At 36.9% G+C, this 23,978-nt stretch carries 16 protein-coding genes and 2 tRNA genes; 8 read left to right on the forward strand and 10 right to left on the reverse strand.

The window, feature by feature from the left end; genetic code table 11:
• Positions 1–151 precede the first annotated feature (151 nt).
• On the forward strand, positions 152–2,701 hold the full coding sequence (locus tag E0I26_RS12200) for a TonB-dependent receptor (RefSeq protein WP_131916748.1): 2,550 nt from the start codon (positions 152–154) through the stop codon (positions 2,699–2,701).
• 207 nt (positions 2,702–2,908) lie between these two features.
• Complete coding sequence (locus tag E0I26_RS12205; RefSeq protein ID WP_131916749.1) at positions 2,909–4,087, forward strand: chromate transporter; 1,179 nt, start codon at positions 2,909–2,911, stop codon at positions 4,085–4,087.
• Positions 4,088–4,128: 41 nt separating this feature from the next.
• Here the strand turns inward: E0I26_RS12205 and E0I26_RS12210 are convergent, their stop codons facing one another.
• Positions 4,129–6,909 (reverse strand): outer membrane beta-barrel protein, encoded by a 2,781-nt coding sequence (locus E0I26_RS12210; protein ID WP_131916750.1) that lies wholly within the window; start codon positions 6,907–6,909, stop codon positions 4,129–4,131.
• Between the two features lie 110 nt (positions 6,910–7,019).
• On the opposite strand from E0I26_RS12210, the gene E0I26_RS12215 reads away from it, so the two are divergent.
• On the forward strand, positions 7,020–7,760 hold the full coding sequence (locus tag E0I26_RS12215) for a DUF2490 domain-containing protein (protein ID WP_131916751.1): 741 nt from the start codon (positions 7,020–7,022) through the stop codon (positions 7,758–7,760).
• A 124-nt stretch (positions 7,761–7,884) separates the two neighbouring features.
• Entirely contained in the window at positions 7,885–8,121 is a 237-nt protein-coding gene (locus E0I26_RS12220) for a hypothetical protein (RefSeq protein ID WP_131916752.1), read from the forward strand.
• 66 nt (positions 8,122–8,187) lie between these two features.
• On the opposite strand, the gene der is transcribed toward E0I26_RS12220, so the two are convergent.
• On the reverse strand, positions 8,188–9,498 hold the full coding sequence (gene der / locus E0I26_RS12225; protein ID WP_131916753.1) for a ribosome biogenesis GTPase Der: 1,311 nt from the start codon (positions 9,496–9,498) through the stop codon (positions 8,188–8,190).
• A gap of 160 nt (positions 9,499–9,658) precedes the next feature.
• Positions 9,659–10,540, reverse strand: a complete 882-nt coding sequence (gene era / locus E0I26_RS12230; RefSeq protein ID WP_131916754.1) for a GTPase Era — start codon at positions 10,538–10,540, stop codon at positions 9,659–9,661.
• A 117-nt stretch (positions 10,541–10,657) separates the two neighbouring features.
• On the opposite strand from era, the gene E0I26_RS12235 reads away from it, so the two are divergent.
• Together E0I26_RS12235 and E0I26_RS12240 are read left to right on the forward strand one after the other, a co-directional pair.
• Positions 10,658–10,730: transfer RNA gene (locus E0I26_RS12235), tRNA-Met, on the forward strand.
• 31 nt (positions 10,731–10,761) lie between these two features.
• Positions 10,762–10,834 (forward strand) — tRNA-Met (locus E0I26_RS12240).
• Positions 10,835–11,702: 868 nt separating this feature from the next.
• Here E0I26_RS12240 and istB read toward each other — a convergent pair.
• Together istB and istA are read right to left on the reverse strand one after the other, a co-directional pair.
• Positions 11,703–12,440: an IS21-like element helper ATPase IstB gene (gene istB, locus E0I26_RS12245; RefSeq protein WP_113667236.1), complete on the reverse strand. Its 738-nt coding sequence runs from the start codon at positions 12,438–12,440 to the stop codon at positions 11,703–11,705.
• A 17-nt stretch (positions 12,441–12,457) separates the two neighbouring features.
• Positions 12,458–14,005: an IS21 family transposase gene (gene istA, locus E0I26_RS12250; protein ID WP_131916755.1), complete on the reverse strand. Its 1,548-nt coding sequence runs from the start codon at positions 14,003–14,005 to the stop codon at positions 12,458–12,460.
• Positions 14,006–14,065: 60 nt separating this feature from the next.
• Between istA and E0I26_RS16520 the strand changes: the two genes are divergently transcribed.
• Positions 14,066–14,242, forward strand: coding sequence for a hypothetical protein (locus E0I26_RS16520; protein WP_165929445.1), 177 nt, complete (start codon positions 14,066–14,068; stop codon positions 14,240–14,242).
• On the opposite strand, the gene E0I26_RS12255 is transcribed toward E0I26_RS16520, so the two are convergent.
• Both E0I26_RS12255 and E0I26_RS12260 read right to left on the reverse strand, forming a co-directional pair.
• Entirely contained in the window at positions 14,235–14,687 is a 453-nt protein-coding gene (locus E0I26_RS12255) for a hypothetical protein (RefSeq protein WP_131916756.1), read from the reverse strand. The genes E0I26_RS16520 and E0I26_RS12255 overlap by 8 nt on opposite strands.
• Positions 14,684–15,196: a Panacea domain-containing protein gene (locus E0I26_RS12260; protein ID WP_131916757.1), complete on the reverse strand. Its 513-nt coding sequence runs from the start codon at positions 15,194–15,196 to the stop codon at positions 14,684–14,686. The genes E0I26_RS12255 and E0I26_RS12260 overlap by 4 nt, the downstream gene beginning before the upstream one ends.
• 934 nt (positions 15,197–16,130) lie before the next feature.
• Here E0I26_RS12260 and E0I26_RS12265 point away from each other — a divergent pair.
• Positions 16,131–16,406 (forward strand): hypothetical protein, encoded by a 276-nt coding sequence (locus E0I26_RS12265; protein WP_131916758.1) that lies wholly within the window; start codon positions 16,131–16,133, stop codon positions 16,404–16,406.
• A gap of 72 nt (positions 16,407–16,478) precedes the next feature.
• On the opposite strand, the gene E0I26_RS12270 is transcribed toward E0I26_RS12265, so the two are convergent.
• The 3 genes from E0I26_RS12270 to E0I26_RS12280 are packed head-to-tail and all read right to left on the reverse strand — an operon-like array spanning position 16,479 to position 23,861.
• A complete protein-coding gene (locus tag E0I26_RS12270) occupies positions 16,479–19,106 on the reverse strand; it encodes a S9 family peptidase (protein WP_131916759.1) in 2,628 nt (875 codons plus the stop codon).
• Positions 19,106–20,638: a RagB/SusD family nutrient uptake outer membrane protein gene (locus tag E0I26_RS12275; protein ID WP_317126124.1), complete on the reverse strand. Its 1,533-nt coding sequence runs from the start codon at positions 20,636–20,638 to the stop codon at positions 19,106–19,108. Before E0I26_RS12275 ends, E0I26_RS12270 begins: the two co-directional genes overlap by 1 nt.
• Entirely contained in the window at positions 20,553–23,861 is a 3,309-nt protein-coding gene (locus E0I26_RS12280; protein ID WP_165929446.1) for a SusC/RagA family TonB-linked outer membrane protein, read from the reverse strand. The genes E0I26_RS12275 and E0I26_RS12280 overlap by 86 nt, the downstream gene beginning before the upstream one ends.
• Between the last annotated feature and the right edge of the window lie 117 nt (positions 23,862–23,978).

The following is a 23,978-nucleotide window of genomic DNA, read 5'->3' on the forward strand; positions in this document are numbered from 1 at the left end:
AAAGTCTCGAAGTAAACTCCGTTTATCTACCCAAAATCAGAAAGAAACAAATCCAATACGTATTGAAAATTTCAACACTTTAATGATGTGTATGTGCTAGTTAAAAAAAAATTAATTTAAATTCTACTAATTACATATAATTAATAAAATAATGAAACCGATTTACACAAAAATAATTGCAAGCATAGTATTACTACTTATATTTTCTAACTCTTTTGCTCAAAACATTGAAGGGGTAATAACCAATAATCAAAATATACCTCTGGAAGGAGCCAATGTTGTAATAAAAGGCACAACCTTAAGTTCTACTGCCAATGCAATAGGAAAATTCTCAATTGACTCTCAAGAGAGATTTCCTTTAATCCTTATAATCCAACATGTTGGTTATACATCCAAAGAGATTATAATCAACAAAGTATCCAGTACTCCTTTAGAAATAATTCTGGGAGAAGAAAACCAACTTATAGAAGTTGTAGTTTCCTCAAGACGCCGAATAGAAAAAGTTCAAAATGTGCCTATCGCAATATCAGTTATAACAGGAAAACAGGCAGAACAAACTGGAGCTTTTAACGTTAATCGCATAAAAGAACTAGTGCCATCAGTTCAATTATATTCTTCAAACCCAAGAAATACAGGTATTAATATTCGAAGCCTAGGTTCACCTTTTGGACTTACAAATGATGGAATTGATCCAGGTGTTGGTTTCTATGTTGATGGTGTTTACTACGCACGTCCAGCGGCAACCACTTTAGATTTTATCGATGTAGAACAAATTGAGGTATTACGTGGCCCGCAAGGATCATTATTCGGTAAAAATACAACTTCGGGAGCCTTTAACATCACAACTCGTAAGCCAAGTTTTACTTCAGGTGCTGACTTCGAACTGAGTTATGGAAATTATGCGTTCCTACAAGCCAAAGCTTCTATTACAGGAGCTTTGAGTAAAAAAATTGCAGGTCGTATCTCTTTTTCTGGTACGCAACGTGACGGTCTAATAGATAATGTTGCAACAGGAAGAACTACAAATACACTAAATAATCAAGGAATCAGAGGACAATTACTTTATACGCCAACAGAAAACACGAATATTACATTGGCAGCAGATATTACAACGCAGCGCCCAGACGGTTATGCGCAAGTGGTTGCCGGTGTTGCCCCTACTAAAAGAGCTGCTTACCGTCAGTTCAACCAAATTATTGCTGATTTGAACTACTCTCTTCCAAGCCTAAATGCCTTTGATCGTAAAATTGACCACGATACTCCATGGCGTTCAGGACAAGATTTAGGTGGCGTATCTCTAACTATTGATACAAAAATTGGAACTGGAACACTTACGGCAACTACCGCTTGGCGTTTTTGGAATTGGGATCCATCCAATGACAGAGATTTTACAGGATTACAAGTATTGGCAAAATCGCAAAACCCTACCAGACATACACAAATAACGCAAGAAATTCGTTATGCAGGTCAACTTACATCTAAATTGAGTGGTGTTGCGGGTGTATTTTTTATTGACCAAACATCAAAAACAAACGGTACAGAAGAATCGGGTAATGCACAATGGAGATTTGCACAAAGTACTACCAGCTCATTATGGAAAACTCCAGGCCTTTTTGAAGGATACGGAATAAAAACTGATGCCAGAATCAGATCTTCCAGTGCGGCAGTGTTCGGTCAATTAGACTGGGCAATAACAGATCGCTTACATGTATTACCAGGTTTACGATACAATTTTGACAAAAAAGATGCAGATTACAGCCGTAAAACATACGGAGGTCTTCAAACTACCGATCCTGCACTACTTGCTTTAAAAAAATTAGTTTATTCTGACCAAGCTTTTACATCAAATACTGATAATACTGACTTTTCTGGAAACTTAACCGTGTCTTTTAAAGCTTCAGACAAAATCAATGCGTATGCAACTTATGCAAAGAGCTACAAACCAGTTGGTGTGAATGTAGCCGGGCTTCCAACTAATTCAGCAGGTCAGCCTTTACTTGACCTTGCGGTAATTAAACCAGAAAAAGTAGATCATTATGAAATAGGGGTAAAAACTTCTCCTTTTAAAAACTCAATATTAAACTTGACATTCTTTAATACAGATATTAAAGATTTTCAAACAAATGTTCAAGCTGCCGAATTAGGTGTAAACCGTGGCTATCTTGCCAATGCAGATAAAGTACGTGTAAGAGGTGCAGAACTAGATGCAAGTTTTGTAATTAACAACCACCTAACCATAAACGGAGCTGCAACTTATACTGACGGAAAGTATATTAAATTCACAAATGCCCCACTTCCACTAGAAGAAACAGGAGCTTCAGTAGCTTTTAAAGATGTTTCAGGAACTGATTTACCTGGTGCTTCAAAATGGGCTGGATCTTTAGGAGGTGAGCTTTCTGACAATGCAAAATTCTTTGGGAATTCAGGCAAAATTTTCATTGCCGTTGATTCTTATGCTCGTTCTGAATTCTCATCAAGTCCTTCTGCTTCAAAATACTTAATCGTTCCCGGTTACGCTATTTTTAACGCCCGTTTAGGTTTCCGTGCATCTCAAGGTTTATCTGTTCACTTCTGGGGACGTAACCTTTTAAATAAGGATTACTACGAACAACTATTGCCTGCTGGTGGAAATACAGGACAATATGCTGGTGTAATAGGAGATCAAAGAACCTATGGCATCACTTTGAAATATTCATTATAGTGGTTGAAAAACCTTTACATTAGAATAAAATTGTACATTTCTAAAAATACCGCGATTCGTTTATGACTGCGGTATTTTTAATTTCTATTACTGAAATCTAGATATATTTTAAACAAACTTCCGATTTGGAAATCACAAAGTATCTCTTCTTAAAGACTGCTTTTTCAATTTGGAATCGCATTTTAATAAACTATTCATTTAAAATACATGAGTGAATTCAAAAAGACAACTGCAAATTATACCTTATTCGACTTAATAAAATATTTTCTTAAGTTGGGGACAACTGGTTTTGGCGGTCCCGTTGCTTTAGTTAGTTATATGCAACGTGATTTGGTTGAAGATAAAAAGTGGATTAGTGAGTCTGACTATAAAGAAGGTTTGGCTCTTTCGCAATTAGCCCCAGGTCCGTTAGCCGCACAATTAGGAATTTACATTGGATACGTACATTATGGTATTTTAGGCGCTACGGTTTCAGGATTAGCATTTGTCTTACCTTCTTTTATCATGGTAGTATTATTAGGAATAGCATATCAAGCCTATGGCGGTTTGCCATGGATGCAAGCTGTTTTTTACGGTGTAAGTGCCGCTGTAATTGGCATCATTGTTCTGAGCTCCTATAAACTCACCATTAAATCTATTGGCAAATTTGAAATTTCTACTATCAAAAAAAATTGGTTGCTATGGGGATTTTATATCTGTTCAATCATTCTCACAGCGGTCACACAAAAAGAAGAAGTCCTTTTGTTTGTAGGTCTAGGTCTTATTTATATGATTGTAAAAGCTCCTCCTGAATGGATAAAACGTCCTAACACAGCATCTTACTTGTTATTAGGCACTGCAGGTTTCTCTACTATCGAACTGGAGAAATTAGGAGATATTGCTTGGTTTTTTATTAAAGCTGGAGCCTTTGTTTTTGGAAGCGGACTGGCAATTGTTCCTTTTTTACACAGTGGGGTTGTCAATGAATACGGATGGTTAACCGAAAATCAATTTGTTGATGCAGTAGCCGTGGCCATGATTACTCCGGGCCCAGTTGTTATCACAGTTGGCTTCATTGGCTATTTAGTCGCAGGATTTACAGGAGCTTGTGTCGCTGCTTTAGCCACTTTCCTGCCTTGCTATTTGTTCACCGTTATTCCTGCCCCTTATTTCAAAAAAATCGCCCAAAACAAAAGCATTAAAGCATTTGTTGACGGAATCACTGCTGCGGTAATTGGTGCTTTGGTTGGAGCAGTAATTGTAATTGCCAGCCGTTCGATTGTAGATTTACCAACAATACTGATTGCCATAGGAACCATTTTGCTTCTGGTTTATACTAAAAAAATTCAGGAACCTCATATTATTGGTATTGCTGCCCTTTTTGGTGTTTTATTGAAACTGGTATAACCCCATAAAGAAAGCGGTTGTGAATCACAACCGCTTTCTTTTTAATTCTCTCCCATAGTCTCCCGGAAGCCCTCTCTCCTGTTTTCACCTCTTGGAAGCTTCTTCATACCCGAAAAATCTTGAATTTTATAGGTTAGCGAAAACATGCCATATCGTTTTAAAATGGTGTTTTCTTCATCGCGAATGGTAGTAGCCGAAATAGTTCTGGAAAAATTCTGATTCTGATTGAGAACGTCATATACTTTTACTTTGGCAATCATGTTTTTATTAAAAAAGCTATAGGACAAACTGGTGTTCCAGAGATAAAAATCTTTCTTAAAACCACTTGCAATTCTGGAATTGTAGTTATAACCGAAATCATTTCCGAAAATCCAGTTTTTTGGCCAATAACTGGTAGTTTGCAGATTAATCCGATGAACCACATTAGAACTTCCATTGGTTACATAATTGGAATATTTTGATTCATTATAAGATAAACTATATGATGGCGCTATAGTCAACGCTTCTCCGTAATCATAATTTAAATATACCCTTGGTGTAATTACCAATGATTTAGCACTATACAAAACGCCATTGGTAAACCCTTTATCCAAAGAATAACTACTGTTCAAGCCAACCCCATATCGTAACGTATGTGCTTCTCTTTTTATGGATTGATTCCAATTTCCTCCTATAGCAGTAGCGTATGTTCCTGAAATATTTTCATAAGTCGTAGTCCTTTTTCTACTGGCATCGTATACCGAAATGGAAACCACTTGACTATTATTATAATCTCCCCTTGCATACAAACTATAACCCGAACGGGTACGGAAATCAAAATTCCTGAAATTGATATTGGCACTATGCTTTTCATTGGGATTCAAATTAGGATTTCCTATTATCGTATTCAAAGGATTAGCCAGATTTTCTACTGGCAGCAATTGACTTGACGAAGGCAGACTTTTGGAATAATCATATTGCAAAGTGATAAATTTCGAACGATCCAACTTGTATCTAATTTGTGCTCTTCCATAAGGCAGTACATATTTTTTGTTCAAATCGGTTACTTTATTTAAGTATAGCGAATGATTATCAAAATCAATAATGGAAGTACTGGAATTCAAATTAAATGTAAATTTATTTTTTTCGAAAGTGATACCCACTTTGGGACTAACGGAATTTTGTTTGGAGGTGGTGAAATTAGACAAGGACTCATTTAGAACCGAATACGATTGAGAATTACCATCAAAATCGAAAGTTTCCAAATCTTTTATCTCCTTCCTCCAATCAAAATCGGCACCAAAACGAACTCGTATAGAATCGGTTATCGGCTCTGTATATTCAATATCAGCTGAGTAGGAATCATTCGTGTTTTCATTTTTACTATTTTGATTTCTCTCATCATCAGATTGTCCATCTTGATAAAAAATAGTTTTAGACTCTGTTAAAACATCTGAACCACTATTGGTATTACTATTAGTGAAAACAAAACTTAGATTACGAGTCTTTTTTTGGAAGGCTTTATTAAAATTTATCGTGTTCCCAAAATTAGTCGATTTGTTTTCTCTATACGATTTTGATTTGCTTTCATTTAAAAGTTCTTCATCTTCATCTCTGGAGAAACTTGCTGCACTTGAATTACTATTAGAATTTGAAAGGTTCAATTTTGGAGTAACTACAAGTCTCATTGTTGGATTAATTTTATATTCAAACTCCAGATTTGCTTTATTTCCGGTATTTTCGTCTCTTGACTCCGACTCCGATTCGGTGGAGAAACTACCGGTAGGCAATAAATTGATTTGTTTGGACTTACTGTCATTTTGGGTATTGGTATTCGAAAAATTATAACTTGCAGTAGCATTGAAATCTTTGTACCACTCATCGGTATAATTGAATCCCGCCAAATTAGACTGGGTAATTCCTTTTCCACTTACTGAAGAAGTATTCCCTCCTCTACTGTTTCTTCCTCCACCCATACTATCAAATACCTCATCCATAGAAAAACCGGAAGAATTAATGTTGTTGGAAGAAGCTAAAACACTTATTTTTTGTTTGTTATTAAAAAAGTTCATTACCATACTGCTTTCATAACGATCATCAGTACCATAACCACCTAAGAATTTTCCAAAAAAACCTTTATTTTTCTTTTCGTCAATAGTCAAATTGATACTCGAATAATCTGAAGTTGACTCTTGTTTAGACAATTCCTCTTTTTTGGTTTTAAAATCGGAAACCTGAACTTTATTAATGATTTCTGCGGGAAGGTTTTTTAATGCCATTGCCCCGTCCTTATCAAAAAAAGTTTTACCGTTTACTAAAAACTGGGTAACTTCTTTACCATTTACCGTAATCTTTCCGTCATTATCAACTTCAAAACCGGGTAATTGCTTTAATAACGTTTCTACATTAGAATCAGGGCGCACCTTAAAAGATCCTGCATGAAACTCCAGTGTGTCTTTTTTTACACGAATTGGAGGTGCTTCGCTTTTTATAGTCACACCGGCTAAAGCATTTGCATTTTCTAACAAATAAAGTCTTCCAAAATCTTTATTCTCCAAAATCCCTTTTTGTTCCTCAACATAGGTTTGATATCCCAAATAGGATATCTTCAAAAAAACGGGTTTTTCATATTTTTTGGACGTAATTTTAAAAAGGCCATTTTTATCCGTGGTTGTATATTCTAATACCGTAGAATCTTTTACATTGGAAAAATAAACCGTTGCCGCCTCTAAAGGAATTTGGGTATTCACATCAAGAACAGTTCCTTTAATAATATATTCTTCTTGTGCATTGGCAGAAAAACAAAAAAGCAAAAAAAGTAAAAAAAAGTACAATTTAGACATATAAAACTTTGTTTAGAAAGGGGTAAGACCCCGAAATAAATAAAAGGTTTAACCTAAGTGATTCTTTTTAAAACGTTTGCTTAGATTTGCCGAAAATTGAATGAAACTTCATGAAAATAACCAAAATCCTCTTCTTTTTCTTAGTCTGCTTTATATCCCGAGCTCAAACGGAGAAAAACATAGATCATCAAAGCATTCTTTGGACACGCTATTACAATCAATTGCTATTAAATGAAAAATGGTCTTTACATACAGAATTTGATAATAGGCTTTTTTTAAAACCCGTAAAGGAAAATTTATATGTCATACGAATTCAAGGCCGCTATAAAATCAATGAACATTTAGAAACAGGAATTGGCTTTACTCATTTCTCCGTTGCTACACAAGAACCTGAAGTATCTTATACTTTTAAAACTCCGGAATACAGAGGACAACAAGACATTACATGGAAACTAAACGTTGGCAAAGTAACATTGAATCAACGATTTCAAGCAGAAGAACGATTTATACATAATGCCAATAAAGAAGCGTTGTTACCTGGCACTACATTTTCTTGGAGATTCAGATATAGACTTCAAGCCGATTATACTTTTTGGAAAAAAGAAAATCAATATTTAAAAACTATTCTTTCAGATGAAATAATGTTCAATGCGGGAAAAACTATCCTTAAAAACACATTTGATCAAAATAGAATTTATGCCGCAGTACAATACGGCATAAATAAAAATATTGCATTAGAATTGGGCTATTTAAACAGTTTTCAACAACGAACCAATGGAATCGATTATTTCAACAGAGATATTATCCGGCTCAGTATTTTCCACAAAATAAAAGTCTCAAAAAAGGTTTAAACAGTATTTATGACTTTTCATTGATAAGAAAAACAAATAATTAATTTTATTTTAAATATTGATTATCAATACATTAACTTAAAATTTAAAATTCCTGGCGTAACTTTATTAAAAAGATATAGCCATGAAAAATTTTGCAATTAAACTCGTGTGGTTTACCACCATTTATGTTTTTGTATTTGCCGGTTTATGTCAAACTAACGTTACTTTGCCGGTAATAATGACCCTATATTGCATTGGCATACCATTAATCCTGTTTATGGTTTATACCGTATTGCATGATGATTATAAAACCACTAAAACATTTAAAGATTGGTACGGCGATCATCCAATGGAAACTTTGGAAGAAGAAGAAAATTAGGAATACTCTTTACTATTAAATATTGATTTTAACCAAAAAAAGTCCCGATTTCTCGGGACTTTCATATTATTTCTCTCTGATGTAAATATCGATTGGCACTCCTGAAAAGTCCCAGTTTTCTCTAATTTTATTTTCCAGATAACGTTTGTACGGTTCTTTAACATATTGTGGCATATTGGCAAAAAACACAAACTGTGGTGTTGGTGTTGGCAACTGCATGCAATATTTAATTTTTACATATTTTCCTTTTGTTGCTGGTGGCGGATATGCTTCAATCACTTTCAACATAAATTCGTTGAATTTAGAAGTCGCAATACGTTGCTGTCTGTTTTCGAAAACTTTTACGGTTGCTTCCAATGCTTTCAACAAACGTTGTTTTGTTAAAGCTGAAACAAAAAGAATAGGCACATCCGTAAATGGCATTAATTCTTCTCTGATTTTAGCTTCATAATCACGGGTTGACATCGTTTCTTTTTCGACTAAATCCCATTTATTTACTAAGATTACAACTCCTTTTCGGTTTTTCTCGGCCAACCAAAAAATACTTTGGTCCTGACCTTCAAATCCGCGAGTAGCATCAATTATTAAAATACAAATATCAGCATGCTCAATCGCACGAACCGAACGCATCACCGAGTAAAACTCTAAATCTTCCTTTACTTTCGCTTTACGACGAATTCCTGCCGTATCAACCAAGTTAAATTCGAAACCAAAACGGTCAAATTTTGTATCAATAGAATCACGGGTTGTACCCGCAATGTCCGTAACAATATATCTTTCTTTACCAATCAAGGCATTTATAAAACTTGATTTTCCAGCATTAGGTCGACCTACAACTGCAAAACGCGGCAATACCACTTCTTCTTGTGTTGGTTCTGGTTTAATTGGAAAAGCATCAATCAATGCGTCCAATAAATCTCCGGTTCCACTTCCAGAAATACTGGCAAATGTGTAATATTCTCCTAAACCAAGGTTATAAAACTCAATGGCATCTTTCTCACGCATGGCGTTATCCACCTTATTTACAGCAAGTAAAACAGGTTTAGTCACTTTACGCAACAATCTCGCAACAGCATCATCCATAGGCGTAATACCTTCTTCGACATCAACTACAAAAATGATAACATCAGCTTCATCAATAGCAAGTTCTACTTGTTTACGGATTTCGGCTTCAAAAACGTCGTCTGATCCACGTACATAACCGCCCGTATCAATTACAGAAAATTCCTTTCCGTTCCATTCGCTTTTTCCGTAGTTTCTATCACGGGTTACTCCCGAAACCGAATCTACAATCGCTTCTCTTCTTTGTATCAGCCTATTAAAAAGGGTTGATTTCCCTACATTAGGTCTTCCTACTATCGCAACAATGTTATTCATAATTCTATTTTCAAATATTTTGCAAAGGTAGTCTATTATTTTGTATTCTTACTATCCGTTTTTTGCGTGAAGGATAGCAGTGAAAATCCTTTGTTGCAATTCTTTTTGCAACAAAGATTGTAACGTATAGCCTGACCCTTGTGGTCACGCCCAAATTATACTATTGGTTGTATCCGAAACGCTTCAACATATTAGCGTTGCTTCTCCAGTTTTTATTCACTTTCACGTACAACTCAATATGGATTTGTTTACCAAAAAACTTCTCTAAATCGGCACGGGCTTCCATTCCTACTTTTTTCAAAGCGGCACCTTTATGTCCTATAATGATTCCTTTTTGGGTATCGCGCTCCACCATAATCAAAGAACGGATTCTAATGATGTTTTCGTCTTCAAAAAACTCTTCGGTAACAATTTCTACCGCGTATGGGATTTCTTTGCTGTAATTCAACAGTATTTTCTCACGGATAGTTTCATTCACAAAGAAACGTTCCGGTTTGTCTGTCAATTGATCTTTCGGGTAATATGCAGGAGATTCCGGTAACAATTCAATGATTCGTCCAAAAACTTCCGGCACATTAAAATTCTGTAATGCCGATATTGGGAAAATTTCTGCATTAGGAACTTTGGCAGTCCAGAAAGCCACTTGCTCTTCCAGTTGCGCCTGATTTGAATTGTCAATTTTATTCAACAACAATAAGACAGGAATTTTGGCATGGATTATTTTATTGAAAAACGCTTCGTCTTTTAACTCTTGTTCTCCAATTTCCACCATATAAATCAGCACATCAGCATCTTCAAAAGCGGATTTAACGAAATTCATCATCGATTCCTGCATTTCGTAGGCCGGTTTGATGATTCCAGGTGTATCCGATAAGATCATTTGAAAATCTTCTCCGTTTACAATTCCAAGAATTCTATGACGTGTTGTTTGTGCTTTTGAAGTAATAATTGATAATCTTTCTCCAACAAAGGCGTTCATCAACGTTGATTTCCCGACGTTTGGATTCCCTATGATGTTTACAAAACCTGCTTTATGTGACATTTTTATTATAATTTATTTTGCAAAGGTAGGCATATCAAGTCAATAGACGAAATAAAACATTTTTTAAAGTTTTTATTGGAAATACGATATTTCGTCGTACATTTGCACCCGAAACAACGCGGGATAGAGCAGTAGGCAGCTCGTCGGGCTCATAACCCGAAGGTCACAGGTTCGAGTCCTGTTCCCGCTACTAAGAATTTATTGAAATTACAAACGCACATCGCGGGATAGAGCAGTAGGCAGCTCGTCGGGCTCATAACCCGAAGGTCACAGGTTCGAGTCCTGTTCCCGCTACTGAGAGAAACCCATCAACATTTTGATGGGTTTTTTCATTTCTAACACCTTCCTCAACCCCTACAAACACTGAGATTAACTCAAAAATACCATTCACTTTTTTGGTTAGATACTCCCTATTTTCTGCCCTAATAGACAAGCCTTGTGGAAATACTAAATTTTGAATTCTTATTTTATCCTCGATATCTCCTCTACCCCAGCATTCACTGATGTTTTTAATTTTATCGACCACTTTTTCTACATGTATTTTGTGGTTAGATATTTTTTTTTCGTTCCTATCCATTTGTTCTTCAATTGCCTTTAATTCGTCTGTAAACTGCAATACATACTTGTTGTATTTTTCATCCCCAAAATTTGGATTATCAAAATAGCGCTTGTCCAAATTCTCTATTTTCATTTCTAACTCTTTTTTCTTCACCAGCAAACCCTTCATTTCACCCTTACCCTCAGTGTTCATAGTATCAAAGAGCTTATGCAACTGCAATTTAAAAGGTTCGATAAACCGACTGTTAAGTGTATAATTTGACAATAAATTTTCAAAAGAGTTATTCAAACCTTCCGATTTTGATTTTTCAGTAGTCGAAGCGTTAAAACTAACATTTTTACATTTTTGACATTTGTAATAATGTTTGTTTTTTATCCGAACCTCGTAACTTGTAAGTAAGCATCCGCATTCACATCGTAGAAAACCTGTCAGAGGTCTAAACTTGCAAATTCCAGTGATATTGACCACCCAATTCCAATTTAAAGTGAGCACTTGATTCCAATTCAAAATGACCACCCAATTCCGGAGCAAAATGACCACCCCATTTTTTATTAAAAACTACTCTTTTTCATCTGTTAATTAGTATTCAAATATACTTAAATATTACCCTTTGTTTATCCCTCTTTTTTTTCTCATAGATTCTCCATGTAATTCGAGTCGATGAGATTGATGTATGAGTCTATCCAAAATGGCATCAGCTATGGTTTTTTCTCCAATTATGTCATACCAGCCTTGCACTGGGATTTGTGAGGTTACAATAATAGAACCGTTATTATGTCTGTCTTCAATGATCTCTAAAAGGGTAATTCGGTTACTGCTATCCAAAGCTTGGAGTCCAAAATCGTCTAATATAATAACATCTTGCCGTTCTATTTTGGCCAATTCTCGCAGGTAAGAACCATCTGCTTTGGCCATTTTTAATTTAGCAAACAGCTTCGAAGTATTAAAATAACTTACTTTAAAACCTTGGATACAGGCTTGATAACCTAATGCGGTGCCTAAATAGCTTTTACCTACACCAGTACTTCCCGTGATTAAAATGTTTTCATTTTTTTCGACAAATTCACATTCTGCCAGACGCAGTATGGTATTTCTATCCAGATTACGGGTTTGGTCAAAATTGATACTTTCAATATTTGACTTGTAATGGAATCGGGCGTTGGTGATACTGCGGGCAATACGCCGATTGTGCCTTTCATCCCATTCGGCATCAATAAGCATCGATACAAACTGATCGAGCGTATAATGGTCTGTTTTCCCGCTTTCAATGGCTGTTTTAAAGGCATTATGCATGCCGTAAAGCTTCATTTGTTTCATTTTTGTTACTGTGGATTCATTCATGATTACTGTGTTTTAATTTAATTATAATACTGTTTTCCTCTTATGTTACCGTGAATTGGAAGTTCCTGCTCAGGTTCTTGTTCAAATTCAATATGATCTAAGTTGTTTTCTAAAATATTTTGGATGGTCTTAAAATTGTAAATTTTAAAATCAAGTGCCCGCTTACAGGCATTTATTAATCGCTCTTTCCCTACCTTTTTTTCGAAGTTTAATATTCCCAAACAACTTTTATAAGCCTGTTCAGGATGGTTTCTACTTTCGATTATTTGCATAATATATTCTGCTACTGACTCGTCAATACTACTGGCCCAATCAATGAAGCGGGCAGCACTCCACTGGGCTACAAATTGATGCGTGCTGGCTAAATGTTCCGGGGTTGTGGTATAGATATAAGGTTTGTAATTCCTTGGATGGATGGCTATTCGATTGTATTTGTGATAGATCTCTACCGTTGATTTGGTATACAATAGTTTCGCTTTTTTCTTGACATATTGATACGGAACACTGTAGTAATTTTTGTCCTGACTTAATTGAACATGTCCGTTTTGCATCACTGTTGCAAAGGATTGGTATTTGATTTCAAAACGTTCTTGTGGTAATGGACTTAGTTTTTGTTGCTCATCTTCTAAAAATAATTCTATCCGAGAGTACGGACGTCCTGTGAGTTTTCGACTATTATGAGCATCTAATAAATCCCATATTTGCTGGTTTAATTCTTCCAGAGAAAAGAATTTAGTTTCTTTTAGATTTACATAAATCCTTCGATACAAGATCTTGACAGCTCCTTCAACCAATGACTTATCTCTTGGTTTGTAAGCCCTGGCAGGCAAGATTGTAGTTTGGTAATGTTCGGCTAAATCAGCCAAGGTTTCATTAATTGTGGGTTCAAAACGACTACTTTTTATTACTGCAGATTTTAAATTATCCGGAACAATTGCCGCAGGAGTACCTTCAAAAAAACGCATAGCATTTTCTACCGAAGTAACAAAATCTTCTTTTTGCTGGCTCATGGAAGCTTCTGCATAGGTGTATTGGCTGGCTCCCAATATGGCTACAAAAAATTGTACTTCTTTGATTTCTCCCGTGTCTTTATCAATAATGGAGAGTGTTTTTCCAGCATAATCCACATACATTTTATCACCAGCTTTGTGATTCATATGCATCACTGGATTGACTCGTTTGCTCCATGTTTTATAATGATATCCAAATTGCGAGCTTCTGTAACCATTAGGATTTAGGGCAATATATTGCTCCCACATATGGTGTATAGTAATGCCAACTTTTTTTAGTTCGCGTTCCATTTTAGGAAAAAAATCATAAAGAATCTGCAGTTTGGGACTGATTGATTCCACGGTAGTGTGTGAGAACAAAAGTTCTAACTCAGCATCTGTTTTTTCGTTAATTACTTCAAAACTTAATCCTAGCACTTCAAATAAAGAAATATACTTCTTTACCGTATTTCTAGAAATAGATAAGTACTTACTTATGAATAACTTACTTTTCCCGTTACAGTAGAATTTAATTGCTTTTCTAATTTTACTCATGTCTGTTATTTTGTTTGCCATAATCCGTATTTTTTTAACGAATGTATGGTGCTAACAACATGAAAAAGTTAGTAGTTTTTAATGTCCAATTTTACCCCAAAATTAGGTGGTCAATTTGAACTGGAAAGTGGTGGTCAGTTTGCTCCGAAACTGGTGGTCAATTTGCACTGGAATAGGGTGGTCAATTTGACCGGTTTTTCCAGAATACATATAAAAAGCCACCAAAATTTAGGTGACTTAACTTCATTATTTAAATAAATCCGTATTTCTTTTTGAGAATTGGCAGAATAGTTGTTGCACTTTTTATTGTTTGATAAACATCTGTTAAAAGAGCCACATCGATATTTCCCACTACTCTTTCAGGGTTAGTAATTAAAAAATCAATAATTTCTTGTTTAGGAAATTCTTTCAAATCACTACAATTAATATAACTATCATGCGCTAAAAAACCATGTCTTGCTCTATCAATTTGCAAATGAAGACTTTGTAAATATGATGTTGGAGCTACGTTTTGATTTACTTCTGTGTTAATAATTACATAAGCCACAGCCATCTCCATGTTGTTAATCCCAACAATAATTATGTATTTGTCATAATTGACTTGAATATCTATCAATTTAATCAACAGAGCATTACCGATATTTATATTTCTTTCGGCAAACTGTTCTTTTAAATTATCTGGAAATAAATCACCTAAACTCATGCAAGCTCAATGTTATCGTTAACCATTTGTTGGTTAATGTACATCAAGGTTTTGTCATCTGCCCCTATAGCTCTTGCCATATCAAGATAATCAATTGCCCAATTGGCTTTGTTGTAGGCATAATCATGAGACTTATCAGTCAAATCATCAAAAATTAAATTTTTATTTTCATTGATTGACTCTGTCAAACATTCAATATCACTCTCAGAAAGGTAGTCTAAGTTAACTTCTCTCAAAGGTTTGATAAAATATCTATTGTATTTAGCAACAATTTCTTCTAACCCTTGAATTTCTTCGTTTACTATATCTTTAATAAACGATGGGACAGGACCGTATTGCATTTTTACATAAGTATCGCCAACAATAGGACGACCATATTTTAATAAATGTTTTTGGTCTGCGAAGTATAGAATTTTGTATGTTTTGTGCGTATCAGCTTTCTCTAGTCGACTTATCACAAACAAAAGACTATTAACCGCTTTCTCTTTATGTAAATTAAAATTTTTCATATTTAGAAGGGTGCACTTTAGGTAAAGTGATTAATGCAAAGGTATAAAAAAATAAAAGCGCACAAGCTTTATTTTGAATAAATAGCTAATTCCGTGCCAAATACGCCTTTTCACAAGTCTTTGAAAACAGAAACTACAATGGGAAAAATTTAATAAATAGTTCCCGCTGTTCCAAACTATCCATCTTGATATACTTCTCTGTAGCTCCAGTCCACTTGTGTCCAGCTAATTCTTGAACATCTTCTAACGTCATGGGTTTAAATTTAAAGATCATCAATACAAACAATTTTATAATAATCATCCGGAAATTCGTTAGGCTTTTCAAGATTATCCGCCCTCAATATTTGGATATTTTTTCTTTATTTTCCAGCACACCGCCCTTAATCCAATGTCATAAATACAATTAAACCAAAAACATTGTTCACTTTTTTTAGTTAGATACTCGTTTTTCCAAATACATCATTTATGCTTTGTAGAAGGTGAAATCTATTTATGATTTTAGCCATAAATAAAAGAGCTGCTTTTCAGCAGCTCTTTGTCTTTCAAAAAAATAACTAATTCAAACTTCTACAATAAAATTAATGAAAGACATTACAATTGTTTATGGAATAGGAATGCCGTCTTAATTTGACAATTACCATTTTTATCTAATTTTGGATACTTTTTTATTACATCATTTACTTCTTTCAATGTAACGCGCTAAATATCTTTGGGTTATTTTTCTACATTTAAAAGAATCCGAAACTTCCTCAACAAACCTTAAAATAGTCCATGCCATAGTACTTTTACCCGACTCCTAAACACTCAGAGATAATTTTTATAAAACAAAAAATAAGGCGGCTGATTTTTCGACTCGAAAAGCATACTGCGCAGTATCAGGAGTACGATCGAAAACCTGTAACAGAGTAGATCATAAACATTAATACTTTTTATTATGAGAACAAATTTTAAAAAACTGATGATGCCTTTGGCAGTCATCATTTTGGGATCCATTGGAGCATTTGCAACAATGTCAATGGGTAGTGTAAAAGATGCACCGGGCGATAAGCGTGGTTACTTATTTGTGGATGCCCTGCACCCATGTGTTCAGAATATTATGTGTAGTACCATAGTAGATGACATCTGCAAGACACCATCGTTGCAGACATTAAAGGGCAAAATAAATGAAAGTGATACCTCTTGTCCACAAACACTTTACAAAAAAATATAACGATCTTCGTTCTATTTTTAAAGTACGATGCGGTTAATCAATGATTAACCGCATCGTTGTTTAGTATAAACTCTATTCCGGACTACTCCAGACTGGTTTGGGACAATCTTTAAGATAATGATTAAACCAATCCATAATTTTTGAACTCAGGTCAGCCTGACGAACCATATCCAAAATAACATGGCCTTCTTTGGGATACCTCAGCATAACATGATTCTTTTTCAATCTCCTCATGGCCATATAAAAGATCATGCTTTGTTCTGGATTGACTTGCGTATCAGAATCCCCAGTCCACGACAAAATCGGGCTTGAAAAATCACGGGCAAATGTAATAGCCGAATTTCTCCTATATCCTTCAGCATCTTCAAAAAGGGTCTTCCCCATGCGAAACTGCTGGTGTTCAAAACGCCAGGCATCAGGTGTCTTGTAATTCCATCCCATTGAAAGATAAAAACTGCCCATATCGGAAATGCCAGCACCAGCTATAGCGGTCGCAAATAATTGCGTTTGCGAAGCAATGAAAAAAGTTTCATAACCTCCAAAGGATTGACCAATCAGACCTATTCTTGCAGGATCAATACACCCCTTTGAAATAACAGCATTGGTGGCAGCAATCACACAATCTACCGCTGAAACACCCGGATCACCAATGGTATAATTGATATCGGGATGCAGTACAAAGTATCCTTGGCTTGTCAAATTTGAAGTATTGTAGCCCGTTGTATTATACAAGGAGGGAACAATGTAGGTATGCAGAGAGTTCCCTTGTTTTTGATAAATCCGCACCACCATTGGGTATTTTTTTTCAGGCTGATAGTCAAAAGGATAGAATAAAACCCCTTGCAAAGACTCCCCTGCCTTATTTTGATAGGAAATTAACTCGGAATGCCCCCATGGATATTGACTGTGTTGAGGATTGCTTTTAAAAATAACCGCATCTTTCCATTTATCCCCAGAGACAACCACAATTTGTGGTGGCAAATCATAATCTTCCTGCCTGTAAAGAAAGATATTCTTATTTTTTGCTTTTTTAAGTCCGCTTAGTTTCTTATCCGTAAAAGTCTTGATGCTTAATTTTCCACTTGGAGACAAAACGGCATAACCACTCTTATCGTTGTCTTCGCTATGAGCATCCAATAGAATAGTACTGGCAGTATCAATCTCATTTCCTGTTTCTACAAACCAAAGCTCGTCTATTGGCCTAACATTGCCAATGTCAGCAACACGAAAAATGATTCCCTCTTCCCTTCCCCTTGTCAGTCGTTTGCTCTCTGTACCATCTATTGAAAACGACCAGAGGTCAAATTGGTCAAACAACAGTAACCTATTGCCATCGGCAGTCCAGCCTGCAAATCCGTAAGGACTTCTTGGTGCACTAAAATCTGCTTCGTAAGCAAGTGGTAGTGCAGATGGCATCGTAATATGGGTCTTGTTAGCAAAATTGTACACTTTCCATTCGTTTTCCCTAAAATAGGCGACTGATTTTCCATTTGGCGAAAATACCAAAGCAGCATTTTCGAAAGGTACCTGATGTAAAAAAAGAGAGACTTCTCCACTAAGCAGATTGGTAACATAATAGTCTGCTTCAGGCCTTTCCTTGTCACTGGGTAAATAAGGAAATATATCTTTAGTAATAGCATACTGCTGATCTCCATTAAGCATATAAATATCCTGTTTTCCTCTACCGGCAACCATTATCCTGCCGCTAAGAGGTTCCCAAACACCCATTTTATTAACACCCTGTCTACCAGATTGCTTTAGATGTGGATACACGTTTGAATCTGATGCATTCCATACTTCAACATCTGATGTACTTACCTTATTACTCCTTTCCTCTTGATCCTTTAGCGTAAAAAAGACCCGCATCCCGTCATCCGAAACAATAAGAGAAGAACTCCTATTACCATTGAAATCAAATCCTTTAAGAGAACTGTTTTCTGTCATACTGAAACTGTAACTTTTCTGTTCGTGCACGGTATAGAAAATAACTTCAGGCCCCGATGAACCAGTTTTTAGGATTGGCTGCCCTAAGAAAGCTACGGCATTGCTGTTCGGCTGCCAGACTGGATTGAAATACGCATAGTTGCCTGACGCTATTGTCTTCTTTTGAACTTTATGATCCAAAAAGACCAGCAATGTTACTTTCTTATTTCCACCGTCATTATGGCAATATACCAATGAATTGCGATCTGGACTAATCATAGAGGAACTGACACTTTTTATGATTTCGATCACCGTACAATCTGAATCTAATACCTTTATGGTTGTTGTTCCGTCTTCTTCATTGGAAGTAAGTAACAGAAAACCTCCCTTGCCCGCAATCTGATAACTAGCAACACCTTCAATATTTTTTTCCTTCGCATTCATTAGGTTTGAAATTCCTATTCTTTTATAAGGAAGCATATAAACAAACGAGTTGTCGTTAAAAAATTGTCCATCATACCCTTTTGCAACAGCCAAAACCTCTTTGCCTTTCGTATTCCTTACAAACAACGTATCATTCCCTGAATCATAGACAAGCTGGTTCTGCACCCAATTGCCATTATCAGAGATACCCTCCCGGATCATTTGGCTCCACTTACCATAGTCATCCTCTGTCAATAGCTTTACTTTCTTGACCTGCCCGAAAACCGGGCAGGCAGAAAGAAAACAAATTAAACTAATAAAGATGAAATTTTTAATGTTATAGACGGGCACCATCAGTATCCTGGATTTTGAGGTTCCAAATTCGGGTTTAAACCTATTTCCGTTTCCGGAATTGGAAACAAGGCGTCATTGCTATCCCAGCCGGGTTTTACAGCCGAAAGTACCGGATCAATAACTCCAAATCGTTTCAGGTCAAAGAAGCGATGACCAAATTCGGTAAACAGTTCGATCCTTCTTTCCCGCAAGATAGCCTGCAGGATTTCATCCTGCGAAATGGCATTTGTATCAACAAGTCCTGCAGTATTGCGAATGATATTCAAATCTTCCTTGGCTCCAATCAGGTCACCTGCCCTAGCCCTGGCTTCCGCCCTGATTAGGTAAAGTTCACCGGTTCTGAAAATGATGGAAAATTCCATGGAGGTGGATGTATTTTCCTTTTGTTTGTATTTATAGGGATGATACCAAGTCTGGCTTCCGTTTGTCACTGCTTTGGTCCATGCAGCTTTACGAAGGTCGCCCGGCTCAAAACCCGACATTAATCCCATGCTGATAGCCGAAAGCGGAGGTGTTCCGCCAGTAAAAATAAAAGTGGCACCTTCATAGGTGTTGCCACCTGCATTTTCAGGACTTAGTTGCCATACAGTAGTGGTACTGCTATTGAGAAAAATTTTCGAAAGATCGCTTTCAAATGCATACAGTTCCGTATTATTCAGCACGGCAGATGCAGCGTTTGATGCTTCATCCCATGATCCCTCATAAAGCGCTACACGGGCGAGTAAAGCCTGAGCCGTGTATTTATTGGGACGTGTTCGGTCTGCCACAACATAGTTTTCAGGCAACAGTAGAATGGCTGTTTCTAAATCAGCTTTTGCTTTCGCATAAACGTCAGCTACAGCATTTCTTGCAACATTGCTATTCGTCTTATAATCCGTCGTGCTTACATAAGGCACACCTCCAAAAACATTGGCAAGGTAAAAATGGATCAAGCTTCGCACAAAGAGCGCTTCTCCCTTTAGTTGATCCTTGTATTCCTGTGGAAGTGTCTTTGAGTGCTCTACTCCTTCTATAATCGCATTCACGGAATAAATTTGATTATAGCTACTGTCCCACAAGCTTTTTACATCAATATTTGCAGCGGTTAGCGAATTATTGTAATACGATAAGGTACTAAGATAGGATTCACCATAAAAATCAAGCTCATCACTATAGTTGCCCAGTGCAACCGAAAGACCGTCGGCAGAACCGGTCAATAATCCGGCTCCTCTTATTTTCGCATAAACTTCTGTCATCGCAGCGGTGGCAGTCGACTTTTCTTCAAAGACTCCATTGGCAATAAGCTGGTCACTTGGAAGGTCAACTTCAACAAAGGAGTCGCAACTATGCAGCAACAAGACAAGCACAAGCACATATAGTGATAAAAAAAGGGAATTTCTACAGGCATGTATTGGAAGCCCTGAACAAATATTCTTACTATATTTTTTCATTTTCATAAGATTTAAGTTAAAAGGTGATTTGGAGCCCTGCACTAAGGACACGCAGTGGTGGTAGATAACCTGCCGATTTGAATTCTGGATCAGCACCTGCATACTTTGTAAAAGTCAACAGGTTCTGTCCCTCGACAAATACTTTGCAACGCATATCCTTTAATTGGAGAGGAAGATCATACGAAAGTGAAATGTTTTTCAACCGTATATACGATGCATCACTGATTGCCGCATCACTGCTGGCATATCGGCTTGCCGCATTAGCCGCCTCACCATTCGCTCCCGTAGTATACATTTGGTGCGAGGCGATGTCCCCCGGCTTTTTCCAACTGTCAAGAACCGTTGTTGGTTGTTGCGATAGCATTCCTGCAGGGGCAAAAAAGGCGGTAGCGTTGTAATTCTCCTGCTTCACAAACTGGAATAAAAAATCCAATTGTAGTTTTTTATAGCGGAAACTATTTTGAAAGCCTCCAAAAAATTTAGGATTAAAATCCTTTACCAGCGTTCGATCACCGCTAAAGGTAATTTTTCCGTCTCCATCTCGGTCCGCAAAAGTATAGAGTCCCGTTGCAGGATCGACTCCAGTAAATTGATACACCTTTTTGATATTTAAGGGTTCTCCAATAGAATAAATGTTTTTGTAGGTCGAGGATTCAAGGTCTGGAAATGCAACCAGCTTGTTGCGCGAAACAGTTATATTCAGGTTACTTGTCCAATTGAAATCTTGGGTCTGTACGTTAACAGTTCTCAAAGTCAATTCAAATCCTTTATTCTCCACCGTAGCGGCCAGATTAGATTGTATCGAGGAGAATCCCGTTGTTCCCGGCAGTGGCATTCCTGCCAGTTGGTTCGAGGAGCGATTCTTGTAATAACCAGCCGTAATAAAAATGCGGTCGTTTAAAAACCCTGCTTCCACCGCAGCCTCCAATTTTCGGTTGGTTTCCCATCCAAACGCGGGGTTAAAGAGTCTTGTAGGCTCCAGCCCTATGATACCTCCGTAGTTACTACCGGTAGAACCATAGGTATCTAGATATTGGTAATCACCAATCTGGTCACTTCCTGTCACGCCATAGCTTGCCCTGATCTTTCCAAAGCTTAGTATTTTGTTATCCTTCAACAGATCTTCACGCGAAAAAAGCCACGCTCCACCTATCGCACCAAAGGTAGCAAACTGCTTCCCGGGTCCAAATCGGCTGGAGCCGTCACGTCTTCCCGTCAGGTTCACTATATACTTGCTGTTCCAATTAAGGTTTATCCTTCCAAAAAGGGCCGCATAACGGTACTCCTGCTCTTGGCTCAGCAAAATGCTTTTTACCGAGGCTGAGGCAAGGTTATAGATAAGGCTGTTACTTGAGAAACCTTGTCCAAGGTCATCCCTCATTCTTCCTTGTTGAGATTGAAAGCTGCTTCCTACTAATACATCCAAGCCCATTTTTCCAAACTGCTCTTTGTAATTAAGCTGCGGTTCAATAATCCATGATTTGCGGGACATAGTTCCGACTTTCAAAGACGAATAGGCTGCTCCCAAGCCGTAGGCGGGATCATACTGTGTGGAGGGCAATGCAGCAGTTTCATTGTTATCGGTGGAGGTATAACCAAAATTCGACTTAATTTCAAAATTTTTACTGATCTGGTACGATAATACTGAATTGGCAATCAGGTCATAGGTTTTTGCCTCATATTCGCCTTCAAGACTGCTCAACGGATTGATCCATGTGCTATTTTCCCAGTTCAGGCTTCCGTCTTCTTTGTAGAGTGCAGGTGCGTTGGGTGCTAGTGCCAAAGCCGAGGTCATCAAATCGTCACGGGGTTGAAGATTATGCTGTATCGTATAGCCTACCGTGAAGATCGAACGGAAGCGTTTGTTTTCAGACTCATGGTTTACATTCAGGTTAAAATTGGCTTTCTTGTAATTGAAATCACCAGGAAACACTGTCGTCTGTTTGTTGAAGCTTCCACTTGCAAGATACTGTGTACCTTGTGAACCTCCCGAAACGGAAGAAGATAGCGTGGTGATTTCACTAGTGTTTCCTAGCAGTGTTTCCTGCCAGTCTGTATAGCGGTTCCTGTCCCAAGTGCCGTTCACATCATATGCACGGTCAGGTAAAGGACTGATGCCGTCATTCGCAAAGGCTTGTTCACGCATCGCAAGATACTGTTGGGTATTCAACAGATCCATAAATCGAGTAACGCTCCCCACACCTTTTGAAACATTGGCGGTAAATTGCGTCCCACCCCTCTTGCCTTTCTTGGTGGTAATCAACACAACACCGTTGGCACCTCGAGAACCGTATATGGCCGTAGCATCGGCATCCTTCAATACTTCTATGCTCTCAATCTGTTCGGGATTGATGCTGTTCAGCGGGCTTGGTTGTCCGGGCAGTACTGGAGATGCCTGTCCACTTCCTATCGGATCAGTAGAATAAGGCACTCCGTCGATAATAAAAAGAGGGTTGTTGCCATTAGTTCGTACACTGTTCAGTCCTCGTATCTGGATATCAAATCCCCCTCCTGGTACTCCTGTAGTCTGCGTAATACTCACCCCGGCCATCCTGCCCTGCATAGCAGCAAGCACATTCGTTACAGGCTGTTTTTCTATGTCCTTTGATGTGATTTTGGAAATACTACCCGTTCGTTCTTTTTCTTTAACATTGTAATACCCCGCATTCACTACAACATCCTGTAGAGAAATTTCATCCTCTTGCATTATAACATTAATAATAGGACGCCCATTTATAGCAATTTCCAAAGTTTTAAATCCTAAAAAGGAAAAAATTAGTATATTGCTTTGATCAACGTTAAGAGCATATTCACCATTAGAATCGGTTATCACTCCAATTCCTGTTGCTTTATCCATAACTGAGGCTCCAACCAAAGGATTTCCATTATTGTCAGTTATTTTTCCAGTAACACTGCTAACTTTCATTGGTTGCGAAATAGGATGTTTTAAACTAGTAGGTTCCTTTCTAGCCATTAAAACAATGTGAGTCCCCGTTATTTTGTAACCAGTATTAGTACCTTTAAAAATTGTATTTAATACCGACTCTATTTTCTCGTCTTTTACTTTAATACTAATAGTACGGTCTAAATTCACTGATTTAATATTATAAACAAACTGAAAATCAGTTGCTATTTCTATTTTTTCAATGACTGCTGAGACTACCATATTATTCACATTCAAAGAAAGTTTCTTTTTTTGTGAATAGGAGTCGTTGGCATACATTCCAAACAATGTGGTCAATAAAAATAAGGCAGTTAATTTCATTTTTAAATCGAATTTAAAAAAAGGTTTATCAAACCTGGTTGGGTTCAAGAGTTTTTTCATACTTTTAAATGTTTTTAATTGTGGTTAGTTTAATTAGCTTATCACTTTTATATGCCGGGAAATGTTGACGCATTTTCCGGTTTTTTTTATTAAGTAAGGACAAACTGTTCTTTCTTT

The organism is Flavobacterium rhamnosiphilum (assembly GCF_004349195.1).
GTDB classification, from domain to species: domain Bacteria; phylum Bacteroidota; class Bacteroidia; order Flavobacteriales; family Flavobacteriaceae; genus Flavobacterium; species Flavobacterium rhamnosiphilum.